Origin of the sequence: Sphingomonas hankookensis (assembly GCF_001619955.1) — a bacterium.
GTDB lineage: Bacteria > Pseudomonadota > Alphaproteobacteria > Sphingomonadales > Sphingomonadaceae > Sphingomonas > Sphingomonas hankookensis_A.
Genome location: NZ_LQQO01000015.1, coordinates 77,724 through 97,200 on the forward strand (window position 1 = coordinate 77,724; position 19,477 = coordinate 97,200).

The 19,477-nt window shown below is 67.8% G+C and carries 17 protein-coding genes and 1 tRNA gene; 11 read left to right on the forward strand and 7 right to left on the reverse strand.

All coding sequences use genetic code 11. The annotated features are described in order from the left end of the window. Nucleotides 1-100 precede the first annotated feature (100 nt). From AVT10_RS09360 to AVT10_RS09370, 3 genes are all read left to right on the forward strand, one after another. Nucleotides 101-1,219 (forward strand): OmpA family protein, encoded by a 1,119-nt coding sequence (locus AVT10_RS09360; protein WP_066690133.1) that lies wholly within the window; start codon nt 101-103, stop codon nt 1,217-1,219. A 281-nt stretch (nt 1,220-1,500) separates the two neighbouring features. Next, complete coding sequence (locus AVT10_RS09365; protein ID WP_232307947.1) at nt 1,501-1,815, forward strand: chloride channel protein; 315 nt, start codon at nt 1,501-1,503, stop codon at nt 1,813-1,815. 8 nt (nt 1,816-1,823) lie between these two features. Next, nucleotides 1,824-3,731, forward strand: a complete 1,908-nt coding sequence (locus tag AVT10_RS09370; RefSeq protein ID WP_066690138.1) for a BCCT family transporter — start codon at nt 1,824-1,826, stop codon at nt 3,729-3,731. Nucleotides 3,732-3,831: 100 nt separating this feature from the next. Here the strand turns inward: AVT10_RS09370 and AVT10_RS09375 are convergent. Beyond that, nucleotides 3,832-3,924 (reverse strand) — tRNA-Ser (locus tag AVT10_RS09375). 166 nt (nt 3,925-4,090) lie between these two features. Between AVT10_RS09375 and AVT10_RS09380 the strand changes: the two genes are divergently transcribed. Beyond that, nucleotides 4,091-4,816 carry a DUF1134 domain-containing protein gene (locus tag AVT10_RS09380; protein WP_066690169.1) on the forward strand — a complete coding sequence of 242 codons (726 nt, stop codon included), beginning with the start codon at nt 4,091-4,093 and terminating at the stop codon, nt 4,814-4,816. A gap of 263 nt (nt 4,817-5,079) precedes the next feature. Here AVT10_RS09380 and AVT10_RS09385 read toward each other — a convergent pair whose 3' ends face one another. Further along, a complete protein-coding gene (locus tag AVT10_RS09385; protein WP_066690140.1) occupies nt 5,080-6,411 on the reverse strand; it encodes a dihydroorotase in 1,332 nt (443 codons plus the stop codon). Between the two features lie 45 nt (nt 6,412-6,456). Between AVT10_RS09385 and ygfZ the strand changes: the two genes are divergently transcribed. Then, nucleotides 6,457-7,200, forward strand: a complete 744-nt coding sequence (gene ygfZ / locus AVT10_RS09390; RefSeq protein ID WP_066690142.1) for a CAF17-like 4Fe-4S cluster assembly/insertion protein YgfZ — start codon at nt 6,457-6,459, stop codon at nt 7,198-7,200. A 43-nt stretch (nt 7,201-7,243) separates the two neighbouring features. After that, complete coding sequence (locus tag AVT10_RS09395; protein ID WP_066690143.1) at nt 7,244-8,467, forward strand: threonine synthase; 1,224 nt, start codon at nt 7,244-7,246, stop codon at nt 8,465-8,467. A 1-nt stretch (nt 8,468) separates the two neighbouring features. On the opposite strand, the gene AVT10_RS09400 is transcribed toward AVT10_RS09395, so the two are convergent. Beyond that, nucleotides 8,469-8,858, reverse strand: coding sequence for a MerR family transcriptional regulator (locus AVT10_RS09400; RefSeq protein WP_066690145.1), 390 nt, complete (start codon nt 8,856-8,858; stop codon nt 8,469-8,471). A 103-nt stretch (nt 8,859-8,961) separates the two neighbouring features. On the opposite strand from AVT10_RS09400, the gene AVT10_RS09405 reads away from it, so the two are divergent. Beyond that, the gene (locus AVT10_RS09405; protein ID WP_066690147.1) at nt 8,962-9,669 is read left to right on the forward strand and encodes a glutaredoxin family protein; all 708 of its coding nucleotides are present in this window, start codon (nt 8,962-8,964) and stop codon (nt 9,667-9,669) included. Between the two features lie 14 nt (nt 9,670-9,683). On the opposite strand, the gene AVT10_RS09410 is transcribed toward AVT10_RS09405, so the two are convergent. Continuing rightward, on the reverse strand, nt 9,684-10,316 hold the full coding sequence (locus tag AVT10_RS09410) for a TetR/AcrR family transcriptional regulator (protein WP_066690149.1): 633 nt from the start codon (nt 10,314-10,316) through the stop codon (nt 9,684-9,686). An 88-nt stretch (nt 10,317-10,404) separates the two neighbouring features. On the opposite strand from AVT10_RS09410, the gene AVT10_RS09415 reads away from it, so the two are divergent. From AVT10_RS09415 to AVT10_RS09425, 3 genes are all read left to right on the forward strand, one after another. Beyond that, entirely contained in the window at nt 10,405-11,868 is a 1,464-nt protein-coding gene (locus AVT10_RS09415) for an efflux transporter outer membrane subunit (protein ID WP_066690151.1), read from the forward strand. Continuing rightward, nucleotides 11,861-12,985, forward strand: coding sequence for an HlyD family secretion protein (locus AVT10_RS09420; RefSeq protein ID WP_066690153.1), 1,125 nt, complete (start codon nt 11,861-11,863; stop codon nt 12,983-12,985). Before AVT10_RS09415 ends, AVT10_RS09420 begins: the two co-directional genes overlap by 8 nt. A 148-nt stretch (nt 12,986-13,133) precedes the next feature. Further along, nucleotides 13,134-14,660, forward strand: coding sequence for a DHA2 family efflux MFS transporter permease subunit (locus AVT10_RS09425; protein ID WP_066690155.1), 1,527 nt, complete (start codon nt 13,134-13,136; stop codon nt 14,658-14,660). Here AVT10_RS09425 and AVT10_RS09430 read toward each other — a convergent pair. Genes AVT10_RS09430 through AVT10_RS09440 form a run of 3 tightly spaced genes read right to left on the reverse strand, consistent with a single transcriptional unit; the run spans nt 14,657 to nt 18,116 of the window. Then, entirely contained in the window at nt 14,657-15,928 is a 1,272-nt protein-coding gene (locus AVT10_RS09430; RefSeq protein ID WP_066690157.1) for a DUF3526 domain-containing protein, read from the reverse strand. The genes AVT10_RS09425 and AVT10_RS09430 overlap by 4 nt on opposite strands. Continuing rightward, nucleotides 15,928-17,364, reverse strand: a complete 1,437-nt coding sequence (locus tag AVT10_RS09435; RefSeq protein WP_066690159.1) for a DUF3526 domain-containing protein — start codon at nt 17,362-17,364, stop codon at nt 15,928-15,930. The genes AVT10_RS09430 and AVT10_RS09435 overlap by 1 nt, the downstream gene beginning before the upstream one ends. Continuing rightward, nucleotides 17,361-18,116, reverse strand: a complete 756-nt coding sequence (locus tag AVT10_RS09440) for an ABC transporter ATP-binding protein (RefSeq protein WP_066690161.1) — start codon at nt 18,114-18,116, stop codon at nt 17,361-17,363. The genes AVT10_RS09435 and AVT10_RS09440 overlap by 4 nt, the downstream gene beginning before the upstream one ends. A 124-nt stretch (nt 18,117-18,240) precedes the next feature. Here AVT10_RS09440 and AVT10_RS09445 point away from each other — a divergent pair. Beyond that, on the forward strand, nt 18,241-19,477 hold a 1,237-nt coding region (locus AVT10_RS09445), incomplete at its 3' end, for a TonB-dependent siderophore receptor (protein WP_157092727.1).

Below are 19,477 nucleotides of genomic sequence, written 5' to 3' on the forward strand. Positions count from 1 at the left end.
TCTTTCCTGCAACAGCGCAGAATTTGTGCGCTTGCGTGGAAACTATCGCTTCGGTACTTGGTTTGCGCTGTCCGTAGGACAACTGTGAAAGGGGACTAGAATGCGGAAGCTTGCCGTCACTTTGGCGCTCGCGACCACTGCGCTCGCAACTCCCGCCCTCGCCCGCGACAACGCGTGGTATGTGGGTGTGGAAGGCGGCGCGATGATCGTCGAAGACATCGACTATGATCTGACCACGCCGGCCGGTGGCGTCACCACCGTCGACAGCAACTATGGCTACGACGTCGGTGGCACCGTCGGTTACGACTTCGGCGCGCTGCGCGTTGAAGCCGAAGTTGCGTACAAGAGCGCAACCGTCGACGAACTGCGCACGACCGGTTCGATCGCGACCGGCCCGACCACGGCGGTCGGTGCAGGCACCTACAGCGGCGGTGGCCGTACCTCGGCGCTGTCGTTCATGGCGAATGCCCTGCTCGACTTCGGTGACGACGACGCGATCAGCGGCTTCGTCGGCGGTGGTGCCGGTGTCGCTCGCGTGAAGGCGCACGACTATCGCGTCGTGAACAACTTCGCTGCGCTCGACGATTCGGACACCGTGTTCGCATGGCAGGCTCTGGCGGGCATCCGCGCGCCGCTGAGCGAAAATGTCGACGTGTCGCTGAAGTATCGCTTCTTCAACGCCGATGACGTCCGCCTCGTGAACGTCCGTGGCGTCGGCTATGACGGTCGTTTCCGGTCGCACAGCCTGCTGGGTGGCCTGACCTTCAACTTCGGCGCGCCGACCCCGCCGCCGCCGCCGCCGCCGCCGGTCGAAACGCCGCCGCCGCCGCCGCCGCCGGTCGAAACGCCGCCGCCGCCGCCGGTCGTCTGCACGCCGGGACCGTACATCGTGTTCTTCGAATGGGATAAGTCGGACATCACGCCGGAAGCGGCTGGCATCCTCGACAACGCCATCTCGAACTACCAGTCGTGCGGCAACGCGCAGGTCATGCTGGCCGGCCACGCCGACCGCTCGGGTTCGGCTTCGTACAACGTCGGTCTGTCGCAGCGTCGTGCTGACTCGGTCCGTGCGTACATGGAAGGCCGTGGCATCTCGGGTGGCGTGATCTCGACCGAAGCGTTCGGTGAAGGCCGTCCGCGCGTCGAAACCGCCGACGGTGTGCGCGAACTGCAGAACCGTCGCGTGGAAATCACCTACGGTCCGGGCGCGGGCATGTAATTCCACTTCTTCGGAAGTCGAATTTCGGAAGGGAGGTCGGGCAACCGGCCTCCCTTTTCGTTTGTCCGGGTGTCCGGGTTGTCGATGCAGCGAGGTGGTTGCTGTTGTCGGGCCGGGTGTTGGCGGGAGTGCGCCCGGCTCGGGAGATAGCGGCTCCGTGCCGTGCATTCCGATCGCCAACGTAAGGATCGTGTAGGCCCCGGTCCGTCGCCCCCACCAGATGGTCAACGACCGAACGGATCTCGGGCAGCATCACCGCCTGTTCGTCGATCGGGTTGGGAGTGCCGATCCCATCGGAGTGCGCATTCAGCGCAAGCGCCGTCGTGATCTTGCGTATGGGCGCCTATATCGTCGGTGTGGTCCGTGCGCCGCTGACCGCGGTCCTCATCCTGTCCGAGACGACGGCGAGCCGCGGCCTGATGCTGTCGATGTTCGCGGCCGCCTTCCTTGGGCGTTTCGCCAGCCGCCGGGTGTCGCGAGACGCTGTATCGCGGGCTGGTGCAGGCCTTTGCCATGCCGCCGGTGGCGAAACCCGGCTGATCGCAACCCCTTCCCCCGATCCGACGAAGGTCGTCAGCGCGGCTGATATGGGTTAGGCGGGGGTATGTCTGCCAGTCATATCAATCCGCGCGTCTTCTGGGGCGCGTCCGCCATCATTGCCGCCCTGCTGATCACGACGCTGGCCATGCCCGGCAGCGCCGATCAGGCGTTCAAGGCGGCGCAGGCCTGGGCGATCGATACCTTTGGCTGGTTCTACATCGCGTCGGTCGCGGTGTTTCTGGTGGTGGTGCTGTCGCTGGGCTTCGGACCGGCGGGCAGGCTGAAACTCGGTCCCGACGATTCCGAACCGGACTTTCCCTATGTATCGTGGCTGGCGATGCTGTTCGCAGCCGGCATGGGCATCGGGCTGATGTACTTTGCGGTCGCCGAGCCGATCCAGCATTATATCTCGCCGCCCGAAGCGGAAAGCGGTACGATCACCGCCGCGCGCGAGGCGATGGCGATCACCTTCCACCATTATGGGGTCCATGCCTGGGCCATCTATGCGCTGGTCGGCCTCAGCCTTGCCTATTTCACCTATCGCAAGGATCTGCCGCTGACATTGCGGTCCGGCCTGTCGCCGCTGCTGGGCAAGCGCATCAACGGTCCGCTGGGCGATGCGATCGATATTTTCGCGGTGTGCGGCACGGTGTTCGGGGTTTCGACCTCGCTGGGGTTCGGCGTGTCGCAGATGACCGCCGGGCTGGCCTATGAATATGCCGTGCCCGACAGCACCGTTACCAAGATCGCGGTCATCGTCATCGTGATGGGGGCGGCGACGCTGTCGGTGCTGAGCGGGGCGGATCGCGGGATACGCCGATTGTCCGAGCTTAATCTGGCGATGGCCGTCCTGCTGATGTTGTTCGTGCTGGCGCTGGGTCCGACGCTGTTCCTGCTGCGTGCGCTGGTGCAGAATTTCGGGCTGTATCTCGACCATTTCGTCCTGCGGACCTTCACGCTCTATGCCTATGAACCGCGGGCGTGGATGGCGGACTGGACGCTGTTCTACTGGGCGTGGTGGATCGCATGGTCGCCGTTCGTCGGCATGTTCATCGCGCGCATCTCGCGCGGGCGGACGATCCGCGAATTCGTGATCGGCGTGCTGTTCGTGCCGACCGCCTTCACCTTCCTGTGGATGACGGTGTTCGGCAACACCGCGATCTCGCTCGATCTCGGGACGGCCGCCGGCGGGATCGCCCAGGCGGTGCAGGCCGATCTGTCGACGGCGCTGTTCAAGTTCCTCGAATATCTCCCCGGCGCCAGCGTCACCGCGACCCTCGCCATCGCATTGGTCGGCATCTTCTTCGTCACCTCGGCCGATTCGGGTGCGCTGGTGATCGATACGCTGGCATCGGGCGGGCGGGAGGATACGCCGCGCTGGCAGCGCATCTATTGGTGCGTCCTGCTGGGCGTCACGGCAGCGTTGCTGTTGGTGATGGGCGGGCTGGGCGCGTTGCAGGCCGCGACGCTGCTTGCCGCGCTGCCCTTCTGCTTCATCATGCTGCTGCTGGCGGTCGGGTTGGTGCGACAGACCAATGCCGACCTCGCCGGCGTGGCGCTGCCCGACGAAGCGCCGATGGCCGAACGGCTCAAGCGCCTGCTGGTCCCGGCGCGGCGCGGCGAGATAGTGCGGCAGCTGGCCGGGAACGGCGACGCCGCGCTGCGATCGGTTCACGAGGCCTTGCAGAAGGAGGGGTGGGCCGATTCCACTATCGAGGTGCAGGACGATCAGCGCACGCTGATCCTCGGCGCGCAGAGCGAGCGCGCCTTCACCTATCGGCTGACGCCCCGCTCCCGGCCGCTCGCCGCCTATACCGCGCTGGAGGCGTCGGAGGAGCGGCGCAGCAAGGCGTGGTTCCTGGCGGCGGAGACGAACGGAAATGCGCGGTATCGCGACCTCACCGGCTTCACCGCCGAGCAGATCGCCGCCGATGTGCTGACTCAGCTGGAGCGATGGCGATTGGGCGCGTGAACTATGGGCGCGCGCATCGGTCGATCAATTGTCGAAAGTGGGCGGCAAAGTGGGCATCGCGCCCGAAACCGCCAGATTATCCAATGATGTCAAAAGATAATGGCGGAGACGGAGGGATTCGAACCCTCGGTAGGAGTAATCCCCCTACGGCGGTTTAGCAAACCGCTGGTTTCAGCCACTCACCCACGTCTCCCAAGCGCGCAGTACGGCTTGGAGAGGGGGCCTATAACGGGGGAATGGGCGGGGATCAACACCCTACGTTGATCGTAATTCGACGCCGACCGGCCGCGCGTTCATTGCAGGGACAGCTGCTTGGCGCCTATCGTGTGCGCGATGGGCAGGTTTGCGGGGAACAGGTGATGAAACGGTTGATCGGATGGATGGCGCCGCTGCTGGTGCTGGCGGTGCCGGCCCAGGCGCAGGTGCGGACCGTCGATCCCAATGACGCGATCGATGGCGATCTGGCCCCGCAGCAGGCGCCGGCGCCCACTCCGCGATCGACCGTGCCGCCGGCCTATCAGTCCGAGCCGGTCCCGCCGGTGCAGCAAACGCCGCCGCCGGTGCAGCAGTCGCCGAGCACGACCGCGACATCGGCGGCCAACGACACGTTCGAACGCGAGGACCTGATCGGTGCCGCCGAGGGCGTGTTCGGGCGCGGGGCCGAGGGGCTGGCGGGCATCATCGAAAACATCCTGAAGGACCAGGGCAAGCCCAATGCCTATATCGCTGGGCGCGAGGCGGCGGGTGCGTTCGTCGTCGGGCTGCGCTATGGCTCGGGGGTGATGAACCACAAGGTCGAGGGGCAACGGCCGGTCTATTGGACTGGGCCGTCGGTCGGTTTCGACGTGGGCGGCGATGCGACCAAGGTCTTCGTTCTGGTCTACAACCTGTATGACTCGCAGGAGCTGTACAAGCGCTTCCCGGCGGCCGAGGGGCGGGCCTATTTCGTCGGTGGTTTTTCGGCGAGCTATCTGCGGCGGGGCGATGTGGTGCTGATCCCGGTTCGCCTGGGTGTCGGTTGGCGGCTGGGCGCCAATGTCGGCTATATGCGGTTCAGTGAAAAGCAGAGGTGGCTGCCGTTTTAAGGCGAAGCGGGGCCGGCTCCTGCCGACTCCCGCAAGCCCGGCCGGCGGCTGCAAGCCGACCGACGACGCGGGCTTTGCCCGCGGCGCTGGCGCAGGGCGGCCCGCTCCTGCGGGACACGCCCCAGCCCGGCCGGCGGCTGCAAGCCGATCGACGCCGCGGGCTTTGCCCGCGGCGCTGGCGTGATCGGTTCGCGATAGAAGGAAGAAGCGGGACCCCGGGTCAAGCCCGGGGTAACGATGGTGGTGTATCGTCCTGATCCCCTTCACCCCCCCTGGAACGAAGTCGATTCGAACCGCACCGGCGCACCCTGCGCCTTGCCGACCAGCTCGGCTTCCCACATCGCGGTCCGGCCCCGCACGATCGTACCCACCGGGCGTCCGGTCAGCGTATCGCCGGTGAACGGCGACCAGCCCGCGCGCGAGGCGAGCCAGCTTTCCTCGATCGTCCAGCGGCGCTTCAGATCGACGACGGTGAAGTCGGCGTCATAGCCGAACGCGATCCGCCCCTTGCCGGCTAGGCCGAAGATGCGTTGCGCGCCGGCGCTGGTCAGGTCGATCAGCCGCTGAAGCGTCAATCGCCCTTCGGCGACGTGGTTCAGCAGCAACGGGAGCAGCGTCTGCACGCCGGGCATGCCGCTGGGGGTGGCGGGATAGGTCTTGGCCTTTTCCTCGATCGTGTGCGGCGCGTGGTCGGACCCGATCACGTCGGGCACACCCTGGTTCAGCCAGTACCACAGCCCGTTGCGATGCGCGCCGGAGCGGATCGGCGGGTTCATCTGCGCATAGGTGCCGAGGCGCGGATAGGCGTCCTCGCCCGCCAGCGTCAGATGCTGCGGCGTGACCTCGCACGAGGCGATGTCCTTGTTGGCGCCCAGCACTTCCAGTTCGGCCGGCGTGGTCACGTGCAGGACATGGACCCGGCGGCCCGCCTCGCGCGCGAGGCGCAGGATGCGGCGGGTGGCCAGCATCGCGCTCTCGTCGTCGCGCCAGACGGGGTGCGAGGCCGGATCGCCGCTTACCCGTTCGCCCTCGCGCGCGATCATCCGTATCTCGTCCTCGGCATGGATCGCCACGCGGCGCTGCCCGGAGCGGAGCACGCGCAGCAGGTCGGCATCCTCCGACACCAGCAGGTCGCCGGTCGACGACCCCATGAAGATCTTGACCCCCGCCGTGCCGGGCAGGCGCTCCAGTTCGGCCAGATGGTTGGCGTTGCGCGCGGTCGCGCCGACGTAAAAGGCATGGTCGCAATACATGCGGCCCTTGGCGCGCGCGAGCTTGTCGGCGATCGCGTCCTCGGTATCGGTCGCGGGCTTGGTGTTCGGCATTTCGAACACCGCGGTCACGCCGCCCATCACCGCCGCGATCGATCCTGTGGCGAGGTCTTCCTTATGCTCCAGCCCGGGCTCGCGGAAATGGACCTGCGTGTCGATGACGCCGGGCAGGATGTCGAGGCCGGTACAGTCGATCGTCTCGCCCGCATCGCCGGTCACGCCAATGCCGGCGATGCGTCCGTCGACGATGCCGATATCGACCTGTGCCGGGCCGGAGGGAAGGTGGACGGTGCCACCGGTGAGCTTGGTATCGAAGGTCGCCATTGCCGCCTCTTGTAGCCGGGGGGTAGGCCGTCCTACCTGTTGGCCATGACCATGAACACCCCCGAAACCCGCCCCGGTACCTGGCTGTCCGATCGGGCGGTGCTGCACATCGGCGGGGCGGAGGCGCGGCCGTTTCTGCAAGGACTGGTGACGCAGGATATGGGCGCGGTGACGCCGGAGACGCCGCAATGGGCGGCGCTGCTGAGCGCGCAGGGCAAGGCGCTGTTCGACTTCCTCCTGTGGGCCGATGGCGACGACATATTGATCGATTGCGAAGGCGAGGTCGCCGATGCGCTGGCCAAGCGGCTGACGCTCTATCGCCTGCGCCGTGCGGTGACGATCGAGCGGACCGACCTCGGCGTCCATTGGGCGGCGGAGGGCGGCGAGGGTGTTCCCGATCCCCGGCTGGCGGCGCTGGGGCGGCGCTGGCTGGCTCCGGCGGGCGACGCGGCGAGCGGATGGTTGGAACACCGGCTGCGGCACGGCGTGACCGAGGGACGCGCCGAACTGGGCGACGGGCAGACCTTGTGGATGGAATGTAATGCGCGCGAACTGCACGGGGTCAGCTTCACCAAGGGCTGCTATGTGGGCCAGGAGAATACCGCGCGGATGAACTATCGCTCGACGGTCAACCGCCGGCTGGTGGTGGTGCCCACTGACGTCGCGGGGCCGCGCACGCGCATCGTCTATCCCGATCTGGGGCTGGCGGTCGAGCATCGTCGGATCGACGATCTGGGCGCAGCGTTGCGGCCGGACTGGCTGGTGGAGGCGCTGGCGGAGCCGATCTGAGCGGGCGCTGGACCGGGGCGTCGGTGGCGCTACAAGGTTGGTCATGGACGACTATCTGACCGCCGATCGCCCGACCTTCGTCACCCATCTCGAATGTTCGATGACGGGCGAGCATTATCCCGCCGACACGCTGCATAATCTGTCGAAGGTCGGTCGGCCGCTGCTGGTCCGCTACGACCTGTCGGCGGTCGGCGAGGCACTGTCGCGCGACACGCTGTCGGCGCGCGATACCGATCTGTGGCGCTGGCGCGAACTGCTGCCGGTGCGCCGAGCCGAGAATATTGTCAGCCTAGGCGAGATCGAGACGCCGTTGATCCCCGTGCCGAAATCGGGCGGCGAGCGGGTGCTCGTGAAGGACGAAGGTCGCCTGCCGACCGGCAGTTTCAAGGCGCGCGGGCTGGTAATGGCGGTGGCGATGGCCAAGGAACTGGGCGTGCGCCGCATCGCCATGCCGACCAACGGCAATGCCGGTGCGGCGCTGGCCGCCTATGCCGCCCGCTGTGGAATCGAGACGATCGTCTTCTGTCCCGAGGATACACCCGAGGTGAATGTCCGCGAGATCGCGGCACAGGGCAGCCGGGTGTGGCGGGTCAACGGCCTGATCGACGATTGCGGCGCGATCGTCGCCAAGGGCGCGGCGGAAGGACGCTGGTTCGATTTCTCGACGCTGAAGGAGCCGTACCGGATCGAGGGCAAGAAGACGATGGGCCTCGAACTGGCGGCGCAGCTCGGCTGGCGGCTGCCCGATGCGATCTTCTACCCGACCGGCGGCGGTACCGGGCTGATCGGCATGTGGAAGGCGTTCGACGAACTGGAGGCGCTCGGCTGGATCGGGTCGAAGCGGCCGCGCATGTATGCGGTGCAGGCATCGGGCTGCGCGCCGATCGTCCGCGCGTTCGAGGCAGGGGAGGAGCATGCCGAACGCTGGGAGGACGCGCATACCGTCGCCGCCGGCATCCGCGTGCCGCGTGCGGTCGGCGACTTCCTGATCCTGCGCGCGGTGCGCGAAAGCGGCGGCAAGGCGCTGGCGGTCGGCGACCCGGCGATCCTGAAGGCGGTGGACGACTGTGCGCGCCGCGACGGCCTGCTGCTGTGTCCCGAAGGCGGGGCGACGCTGGCCGCCTACCGCCAAGCACTGCGGGATGGGGAGGTTGATGCGGACGAGGAGGTGGTGCTGTTCAACTGTGCCACTGGCCTCAAATATCCGCTGCCGCCCGCGAGCGCGACGCTCGATCGACACCAAGTGATTGATTTCGAAGCGCTTTAGGTCAGCGTTCGAATGCGGTGATGATCGGGCAGGGGCCGTCGCTACCGGCGCCGCATTGATCGGCCAGCTTCGCAAGCGCCTGCCGTGCCGCCTGCATTCGCTCGATCTGCGCATCGAGTTCGGCGATGCGCCGCCGGGCGAGGTCGCGGGCGCGGGCACGGTCGTCGGTGGCGTCGAGCGCCAGCAACTCGCCGATCTCCTCGAGCGTGAACCCGGCCGCCTGCGCCTGCCGGATGAACCGCAGCCGGTGCAGATCGTCCTCACCGTAGTGGCGAAAGCCGTTGCCGTGCGGGCGTTCGGGCACGGCCAGTAGCCCGCGTCGCTGATAGTAGCGCACCGTATCCACGCCGACGCCGCCTGCCTTTGCCAGCTGCGCAATGGTTTGTGTCATCGGGCCTTGACTCCGGACCATGGTCCAGACCCCATATAGGGTGCACGTTGCGAATGCCAGGAGCGCACCCGTGTCCGACCGTCCCACCGCCGTCCTTCACCGCATGGTCCTGCCCGGCCACACCTGTCCCTATGGCCTGAAGGCGCTCGACCTGCTCCGCCGCAAGGGGTTCGCGGTCGAGGACCGCCCGCTGACAACGCGCGAGGCGACGGACGCGTTCAAGGCGGCGCATGGCGTGAAGACGACCCCGCAGGTCTTCATCAGTGGCACGCGCATCGGCGGCTACGACGATCTGCGCCGTCATCTTGGCCTGCGCGTCGCCGAACCCGGCGCGACCAGCTACCGCCCGGTCGCCGCCCTGTTCGCGATGACCGCGCTGCTGGCGATGGCGGCCAGTCATGCAGCCTTCGGATCGCCCTTCACGCTGCACGCGCTCCAATGGTTCGGCGGGTTCAGCATGGCGATACTGGCGCTGCTGAAGCTGCAGGACATCGAGAAATTCTCGACCATGTTCCTCAACTACGACCTGCTGGCGCGGCGCTGGGTGCGCTATGGCTATGTCTATCCCTTTGCCGAGGGACTGGCGGGCGTGCTGATGGTGGCCGGCGTGCTGACCGGGCTGTCCGCCGCGGTCGCGCTGTTCATCGGGACGATCGGGGCGGTGTCGGTGTTCAAGGCGGTCTATATCGACCGGCGCGAACTGAAATGCGCCTGTGTCGGCGGGTCGTCGAACGTGCCGTTGGGCTTCGTGTCGCTGACCGAGAATCTGGGCATGATCGCGATGGGGCTGTGGATGCTGACCGGGATGTGATCCGCTTGGGTGGGTCAGGGCACCGCGAACAGCCGCAGGAAATAGCCGACGAACCGCCGTGCATGCGCGTCGATCATGTCGCTGTCGGCGGTTTCGATGCCCCATAGCCGGCGATTATGATGGACCGCGGCCATCCCGGTCAGCGTCCGCGCCATGTCGACCGCGCCCTCATTGCGCAGCCGCCCGGCGTCGATCTGCTGCGCGATATAGCCGGACAGGGCGCGTTCGATATGGCCCGCCGCCTCCTGGTAAAAGATCCGGCCGATTTCGGGAAAGCGGCCGCTTTCGCCGACGACGAGCCGCCATGCCGCCACCGCATCGGGATGCGCGGTCTTGTTCATGAATACGCGGCAGAAATTGACGAGCGTCGCCTCCATCTCGCCCGGCGTCAGCAATTCGCTGGTGACCTGTTGGCGGAAGGCGGCGGTGACGTCGGCGATGACGGCGGCGAACAGTTCCTCCTTCGAGCGGAAATAGCTCCACAAGGTCGCCTTCGACCCGCCCAGCGTCTTGAGCAGGCCCGACATCGACGTCGCGGCATAGCCCTCTTCGAGGAACGAGCGACGCGCAGCGGCGACGATCGCGTCGCGGCGATCCTGTTTGCGGGCTTCGCGCTTGCCGAGCGCGGGTTCTTCGGTGTCGGTCATAAACTGTACTGACGGGTACAGATAATCGTTGACAGGCGCAAGCGGCAGGATCATGGAACGAAGCGTACCCACTAGTACGGTTTTCGCCATGATACGCCCGAGTCTTCGGCAAGCCCGCCGCGCGGCGCCGCTTGCGGTGTTGTTCCTGTCCGCCTGTGCCAGCGTGCCGCGTCTGGCCGAGGCGCCGGTGCCGCGCACGCCCGACAGTTTCGCCGCCGGCCGCAGCTTTGCCACGTCGGGCGCGAGCGCGTGGCCGGCGCAGAACTGGTGGCAGGGTTATGGCGATGCCCAGCTTGATGCGCTGATCGCGGAAGGCTTGGCCGGGTCGCCCGACCTTGCCGCCGCCACCGCGCGCATCGCGCAGGCCGATGGCTATGCGCGGCAGGCCGGGGCGGCGCGGCTGCCGACGCTCGGCGCATCGGGCAATGTCGGCCTGACCAAGCAGAGCTACAATAACGGCATCCCCGCCGATTTCGTGCCCAAGGGGTGGAACGACACCGGCCGGGTGCAGGGCGAGCTCGGCTTCGACCTCGACCTGTGGGGACGCAACCGCGCGGCCTATGCGGCGGCACGGTCGGATGCGGAGGCGGCGCGGCTGGATCTGGCGCAGGCGCAGCTGACGCTGTCGACCAATATCGCCGATGCCTATGCCGATCTGGCACGGTTGTTCGCCGAACGCGCGGTGGCGCAGGCGGCGCTTCAGGTGCGACAACAGACCGCGCAATTGACCGCCGACCGGGTGACGAACGGCCTCGACACCCGGGCCGAGGAGAAACAGGCGGATGCGGCGGTGCCGGCGGCGCGGGCCGATGTGGCGGCGACCGACGAAGCGATCGCGCTGACCCGCAACCGCATCGCCGCGCTGCTGGGCAAGGGGCCGGACCGGGGGCTGGCGATCACCGCGCCCGCCGCGACCATTCCCGCCCGCGGCCTGCCCGCCGGGGTCACCACCGACCTGATCGCCCGCCGCCCCGATATCGTCGCGGCGCGTACCCGGGTCGAGGCGGAGGCGAACCGGATCAAGGTCGCGCGCGCCGATTTCTATCCGTCGTTCAGCCTGTCGGCGGTGTTCGGCTTGCAGTCCCTGGGGTTGAGCAACCTCATCAACGGCGGATCGACCGCAGGCAGCGTGGGTCCGGCGTTCAACCTGCCGATCTTTCGCGGGGGCGAGCTGGACGGTCGCTACCGCGTGACGCGCGGGGCGTTCGACGCGGCGGTCGCCGATTACGACCGGACCGTCACCGCCGCCTATCGCGCGGTCGCCGATGCGGTGGTCAGCCAGCGCGCGCTGGCGACGCGCCTGACCGAATCGCAACGCTCGCTGGCCGATGCGCAGGCCGGGTACGACGTCGCGCGGCTGCGCTACGAAGGCGGGCTGTCGCGCTTCACCGACGTGCTGGTCGCGCAGGACCGGGTGTTGCAGGCGCGGCGGATCGTCGCCGACCTGCAATCGCGTGCCTTTACCCTCGACATTGCGCTCGTCCGGGCGCTGGGCGGCGGCTTTTCCGCCCCGGCGACCGCCGAGCAGAACAAGGATGTGACCCATGGCTGATGCCGATCCCGCGCCCGAGACCACCGCGCCGACGAAGCGCAAGAAGTGGCTGACCGGCATCGCCGCGGTCGTCCTGCTGGGCGCCGCGGGCTATGGCGGCTGGTATGCGCTGGTCGGCAGCCATTATGTCGAGACCGACAATGCCTATGTCGGCGCGGAAACGGCGCAGATCACGCCGATGGTCGCCGGGCAGGTGATCGCCATCGGACCATCGGAAACGCAAGCGGTGAAGCGCGGCGACGTGCTGGTCCGGCTGGACGACAGCGACGCGCGCATTGCGCTGGCGAGTGCCGAGGCGGATCTGGCCAAGGCGCGGCGCCAGTTCGGGCAGACCTCCGCCACCAGCGGCGCCCTGTCGGCGCAGGTGCAGGCGAAGGGCGCGGAGATCGTCAGCGCCCGCGCGCGGCTGGCATCGGCGCAGGCGGCGTTCGACAAGGCGCAGGTGGACTATAACCGGCGGCAGCGGCTGGCGCCCAACGGTGCGGTATCGGGCGACGAACTGACCCAGGCGACCAATGCGCTGGCGGCGGCCCGCGCGGCACTGGAACAGGCGCGGGCGGCGGTGGCGGAGGCTGCGTCGCAGCGCAGCGCGGCGGCGGGCAATCTGGCGGCCAATCAGGCGCTGATCCAGGGCGCCACGTCCCGCAGCGCGCCCGACGTGCTGGCGGCGGAGGCGCGGGTGCGGCAGGCGCAGCTCGACCTCGACCGCACCGTCATCCGCGCGCCGATCGACGGCGTCGTCGCCAACCGGACGATCCAGATCGGGCAGCGCGTCGCGGCCGGCACGACGATGATGCGGATCGTTCCGGTGAACAGCGCCTATGTCGATGCGAACTTCAAGGAAGGCCAACTGGCCAGGGTGAAGCCGGGTCAGCCGGTCAAGCTCACCTCCGACCTGTATGGCGACGATGTCGAATATCACGGCCGGGTCGTCGGCTTTTCCGGCGGGACGGGATCGGCGTTCGCACTGATCCCGGCGCAGAATGCGACCGGCAACTGGATCAAGGTCGTGCAGCGCCTGCCCGTGCGCGTCGCGCTGGACCGCAACGAGTTGCAGGCGCACCCGCTGCGCGTCGGACTGTCGATGACCGCCGAGGTGGATGTTTCGGGGCGGTAGCGCGTTCCCCGACGGCTGACCGTACCCCCGCGCAGGCGGGGGTCCAGCGCCCGATTGGAAAACGCTTCGTGCTTGACCCTGGACCCCTGCCTGCGCGGGGGTACGGCAGGCGATATTTCGTGGGACATCCGACAAGGGAGCAGTCGGCATGACCGGCCAGGACGATTTCAAACCCTATACCGGCGGCAAGCTGTGGCTGGCCGGGCTGGTGCTGGCGCTGACCAATTTCATGGTGGTGCTCGACACGACCATCGCCAACGTGTCGGTCGGGCATATCGCCGGGTCGCTCGGCATCTCGACCAGCCAGGGGACGTGGATCATCACCTCCTATGCGGTGGCGGAGGCGATCTGCGTGCCGTTGACCGGGTGGCTGGCAGGGCGGTTCGGGACGGTGCGGACCTTCGTGACGGGCATGATCGGCTTCGGCATCTTTTCGGTGCTTTGCGGGCTGTCGACCAGCCTTGCCATGATCGTCATCGCGCGGATCGGGCAGGGCTTGTGCGGCGGGCCGCTGATGCCGCTGACGCAGACGATGCTGCTGCGGGTCTTCCCGCGCGAACAGCATGGGCAGGCGATGGGCATGTGGGCGATGACCACCGTCACCGCGCCGATCCTGGGGCCGATTCTGGGCGGGACGATTTCCGACAGCTGGTCGTGGCACTGGATCTTCTTCATCAACGTGCCCGTCGCGATCTTCTGCGTGTTCGGCGCGCTGCGCCTGCTGAAACCCGCCGAGACGAAGCGCGAGAAGCTGAAGGTCGACAAGATCGGCCTCGCGCTGCTGATCCTGTGGATCGGTGCGCTCCAGATCATGCTCGACATCGGTCGCGAACATGACTGGTTCGAGGACCCGACGATCGTCCTCCTCGCCATCGTCGCGGCGGTAGGTGCTGCGGTGTTCGTCGCGTGGGAGCTGACCGAGCGGCAGCCCATCGTCGACCTGCGCGTGTTCCGCCACCGCGGCTTCGCGGTCGCGGTCGCCGCCTTGTCCTTCGCGTTCGGCACCTTCTTCGCCTCGGTCGTGCTGATCCCGCAATGGTTGCAGGCGAGCCTGGGCTACACCTCGACCTATGCCGGCTATGCCACCGCGTTCAACGGCATGGGGGCGGTCATCATGTCGCCCTTCGTCGCGAAGATGCTCAAGAAGCGCGATCCGCGTGCGCTGGTGTGCTTCGGCATCTTATGGATCGCGGCGTGCAACCTGTTGCGGGTCGGATGGACGACGGGGTCCGATTTCTGGACGCTCGCCTTTCCGCAGATGCTGCAGGGGTTCGGGATGCCGTTCTTCTTCATCCCGCTGACCACCATCGCGCTGGGCGCGGTCGATCCGAAGGAGACGGCGTCGGCGGCGGGCGTCATGAGCTTCCTGCGCACCATGGCCGGCGCGATCGGCACGTCGATATCGACGACGCTCTATGCCAACCACATGACGATCGCGCGCAGCGAGATGGTCGGGCGGCTGAACACCGATGCGACGCAACAGGCGCTGAGTGCGCAAGGCTTCTCGATCGATCAGGTACGCGGCGCGATCGAGATGACGGTGACGCAGGAAAGCAGCACGCTGGCGATCAACTACATGTTCCTGCTGTCGGCGATCATCTTTGCCGGTGCGGCGCTCATCATCTGGCTGGCCCCCCGGCCCCAGCGGATGGCCGGACCGGGGGCCGCGCATTAGCGCCGGGCGGATGCCCCCGTCGCGTCATCGAACGTCGGCGCCTTCGCGAACTCCGCTTTGCCGAACGGCCGGTCCCGGAACATATAGTCGTAATAGAAATGCCGCAGCCGCCGGTGGAACGCGCGGATGCGGTCCTGATAGGCGAGCTGCGCGGCAAGATCGGTATGCGCGAGCCGGGTGAGCAGCGCCTGCACCCCGACCGAGGGCAGCACCCAGCCCAGCGCATTCGCCGTCGCCGCCCGCCGCTTCAGCCCGCGGCGATAGGCGTCGACCCGCGCCGCCACGCTGTCGTCGCCATTCTGGTGGAAGGCGAAATACCATTTATAGTGGAAACCCTCCGGCAGCGGCGGTGAATCCGCCCATCGCGGGTTGGCGGCATAGAAGCGCCGCATCGTTTCCTCGCGCGGGATTTCCCAGGCGTGATGGACATTTTCGCGCTGGGCCAGCGCGATCTTGGCACCGTCGTCGACCGGGATGGCGCGGTTGATGACGACATGGGCGAGCGTGGGGAGCACCAGCACGAGCACCAGCCACAGCCCGGCCAGCGTCGCGGCATTGGCGGTCGACCCATGGCCCAGCCGCCCGACCAGCCCGGCCAGCGCGATCCAGAACAGCAGATACGCCGCCGCCAGCGCGACGATCAGCAGCAGCGGGCCGATCGCGACACCCGACAGCACCGCGCCGACGACGAAGGGGATGCCGAGCGCCAGCAGCAGCAGCGCGAAGCGGATCAGCCCGCGCCGCAGCCACAGCCGCCGCGCCCCCGGCATCGCCTCCAGCATCCGCGCGCGCCCGGCCTCCCGCTCGCCCGATTGCAGGTCGTGGAACAACGCGATGGCGAATAGCGGCGCAAGGAAGACGAGGACGAAGGCGAAGTCGAACCGCCCGGGCAGCGCCAGTTCGGGATTGAAGGTATCGCCGTCATAGATCTGCGCCTCCAGCCCCAGCGCGCGAACCCGCAGGATATAGGGGGCGACGTCGCGCATCCCCGTCGCGGCAAAGGCCAGCGGGGCGGGCGCGTCCCAGGTCGGGTGGAAGCTGTAATAGGCGGCGCTGCCCGCGTCCTTTTCGCGATCGACATAGGTCGCGACCGCGCCGATATCCTCGGCCTGCGCCGCTGCGATGGCGTCGATTGCCGCGCGCTGCCGCGCCATTTCGGCCATGCCGGCGGCGACGGCGGCGGTGCTGAGCACGGCCAGCAGGACCAGCGCGATCGCCGCCATGCGCGACCGCAGCAGCAGCCGGGTTTCATGCAGCCAGATCGCCATCACTTCGTCCCCAGCCGGCGGGTGGCGAACGCCAACGCGACCAGCGCCAGCATGAGCCAGCCAAGGAGGATGCCCAGCCCGGGCAGGCTGGCACGCACCAGCGATCCGGCATCGGGCGGGACGAAGCGGAATTCGGGCAGGCGTTGCCAATGGTCCGCGCCGATCCGCTTGCGCCGGTCGGCCCCGGCGTCCTTCGCCGTATCGTCGGCATAGCTGACCGCATCGGCCTGCAGCCGGTTGAGCCGCTGGACCAGTGCGTAGCGATAGGCCTCCGCCTGTTCGAGGAAGCGGCGATGCCCGGTAAAGTCGGTGCCGGCGGCGGCCATCGATGCCTGGCGCAGCGCGATGGTCGGGCTGAGCAGGCCGATCCCGGTGACCAGTGCATTCTGCGACGCGTGCGTCGCAAAGCTCTGCCCGGCATAGCGGTCGAACAATCTGCTGGTCATCGCTTCGCCTTCGAGGGCGAGGAGACCCTTGTAATTGACCGGCAGGTCCTCGACCCGCGTCACGCCATAGCGCTTCAGGGTCGCGGCCTTGAACTGCGCGAAATGCGGGTCGTCGGGATTGTGGCTGTCGCCCATCCGGCGCAGGTCACGGGCGATGGCGACGTCGGTCTGCAACCGGTTGGCCAGCGGATAGGCCTGGCCGGCGATATCGGGCGCGACGCGCGGCAGCAGCACGACGCTGACCGCCCAGAGGGCCAGCAAGGCGAGCAGCGCGTCGCGGCGACGGCGGACGAGGGTCGAAACGAGGGTGATCGCGACCACCCATAAGGCGAGATAGGCGGCATAGGCGGAGGCGATGACCGCCATCGGCCCGGCATAGGCGCCCGGCTGTCCCGAAATCAGGACGAAGCCGATCATCGCCGGCAGGCCGACCAGCGCCGCGACCAGCGCCAGTGCGCCCAGCTTCCCCCCGATGATCGAACCCGCCGATGCCCCCTGCAACAGCAAGGGCCGCAGCGTACCGCGTTCGGTCTCCCGCGCGACCGCGCCATAGCCGAGGAAGATCAGCAGCAGCGGCGCCACCGCCTGCAACACGAAGGCCGGCGTCAACTGGCCGAAGCGGACCAGCAGCGAGCTTTGCCGGACGTCGCCGAAATTGCTGGTATTCTGCCGATGCCCTTCGAGGAACATGGTGTTGCCGGTAAAGGCGTCGACGCCCGGATCGAACGCGGCGAGCGGTCCCAGCGGGCGAAAGATGAAATGGCCATAATGGACCACGCGATGCGGATGGCGGTCGGGCTGTGCCTCGAACGCGTGGTTCGCCTCTGCCTGATGGCGCGCGCGGCTGTCGGCAATGCCCTGTTGAAGGGTCCACGACGTGACCACCGCGACCAGCGTCAGGATCAGCAGCAGCGCGACGGCGGTGACCGCGACGCGGTTGCGCCGCATCAGCCGCAATTCGTCCCGCGCGATGAGCGAGATCGCGCTCATGCCGCCCCGGTTCCGGAGAAGCGGTCGTGCAGCGCCCGCACGTCGAACCGCGCTTCGCCCTCGGCCGCGACCTCGTCGACGATGCGACCGCGTTCGAGGAAGCCGATCCGGTCGGCGACATCGGCGGCGCTGAGCAGGTCGTGGGTGACCATCAGCACCGCGGTCCCCCGCGCGCGGACGGCGTGGAGCAGCGCGTTGAAATCGGCGGTGGCGCGCGGGTCCAGCCCGGAGGTCGGCTCGTCGAGCAGCAGCACCGGCACTTCGCGCAACAACGCGACGGCGATCGCGACCTTCTGCCGCATCCCCTTCGAAAAGCCGCCGAGCCGCTGATCGAACGCGCGGTCCTGCAATCCGGCCGCGGTCAGCGCATCGGTAATGTCCCCGCGCGACCGGGGCGTGCCCGACAGCGCCAGCAGATAGTCGGCATTCTCGACCGCGCTCAGATGTTCGTAGAGCGCGACATTCTCCGGCAGATAGGCGATGCGCCGCCGCGCCGCATCGGGGTCCGCCGCCGGATCGATCCCGCCGACCCGGACGCTGCCGCCATCGACACGCACGAAGCCGAGCAGCGCCGACAATGTCGTCGACTTGCCCGCGCCGTTGCCGCCGAGCAGCGCGTAGATCTCGCCGGCGGCCACCGACAGCGACAGTCCGTCGAGCACGCGGTGCGCACCATAGGCGAGTGACGCATCGGCGATGGCGATCTCGGGGTCGGTCCCGGGCAGACGGGCAGGGGGCAGCGGTGTTTGCATGGGCGGCTTCCTGCCTTTCCGGGGAGGGTATCGTCAATAGAGATGATGTATCATTGCATCATCCGCTTGCCCTCCGCTCGTTTTTGCGAATAGGGATCAATATCGAATCGATCGGGGGATCATCATGACGCCATGCCTGCGCCGGTGCGCACCGGCACTGCTGCTCGCACCGTTTCTGGCGGCGACCGGCGCCTGGGCGCAGCCGGGCCCCCGGACGGATTCGGACGATCAGGCCACCGATATCGTCGTCACCGGATCGCGCCTGGCGAATGCCAGCATCAACGGCCTCGACGTCGATCCGCTGCTGTTGCCGCAGAATGTCCGCCTGCTCGACGACACGCTGATCGACCGCACCGGCTTTACCGACCTGTCGCAGCTGTTCGATCTGGCGGGCGGTATGGCGCGGCAGAACAGCTTTGGCGGGGCGTGGGACGCCTATGCGATCCGCGGCTTTTCGGGTGATATTAACCAGGGTCCCGACCTGCTCGTCAACCGCTTCAGCGCCAATCGCGGGTTCAACGCGCGCCGCGACGTGGCGACCGTGGAGAGTTTCCAGGTGCTCAAGGGCCCGGCATCGGCGCTGTCGGGCAAGGGCGAGCCGGGCGGGTCGATCAACATCGTGACCAAGGCGCCCCTCGACCATGTCCATGCCGGCGGTGAGATCGGCTATGCCAGCTTCGACACGTGGCGCGGCAGTTTCGATATCGGCGGTCCGATCGCGGGCGGGATCGCGACGCGGGTGATCGGCGTCTATCAGGATGGCAACAGCTTCCGCGACTTCGTCCACAACGACCGCCTGCTGTTCGCACCCTCGCTCGGCTGGCGGGTGAGCGACCGGGTGCGCCTGCTCTATCAGCTCGAATACAACCTCGTACATTTCGTCCATGATCGCGGGCTGGTCGCGGTCGGAGGCGATGGTCGCGCGCTGCCCCGCAGCCGCTTTCTGGGCGAACCGAACGACGGGCCGATGACCCAGCGCACCGCGCAGCATCAGGCGACCGCCTATGTCGATCTCGGTCCCGGCATCGCGCTGGAAGCGGGGCTGCAATATCGTGACGGCGCACTGACCGGCCAGTCGACCCATAACGCCGTGCTGGTCGGCACACGGCTGCGGCGGCAGCTGCGCATCCATGACTATCGCTGGCAGGACCTGTCGGGTCGCATCGAACTGAGCCTCAACCGCACGCTGCTCGGCATCGGCCACCAGTTGCGCGTCGGTGCGGATGCGTTCGATTACGACCAGCGGCGCATCTTCTACCGCTTCAATCCCAGCGCGTCGCAGCCCTATGACATCGACGTGTTCCAGCCGGTCTATGGCCAGCGCAAGCCTGAGCAGCCCCCATCGGGTGGTCCGGGTTATT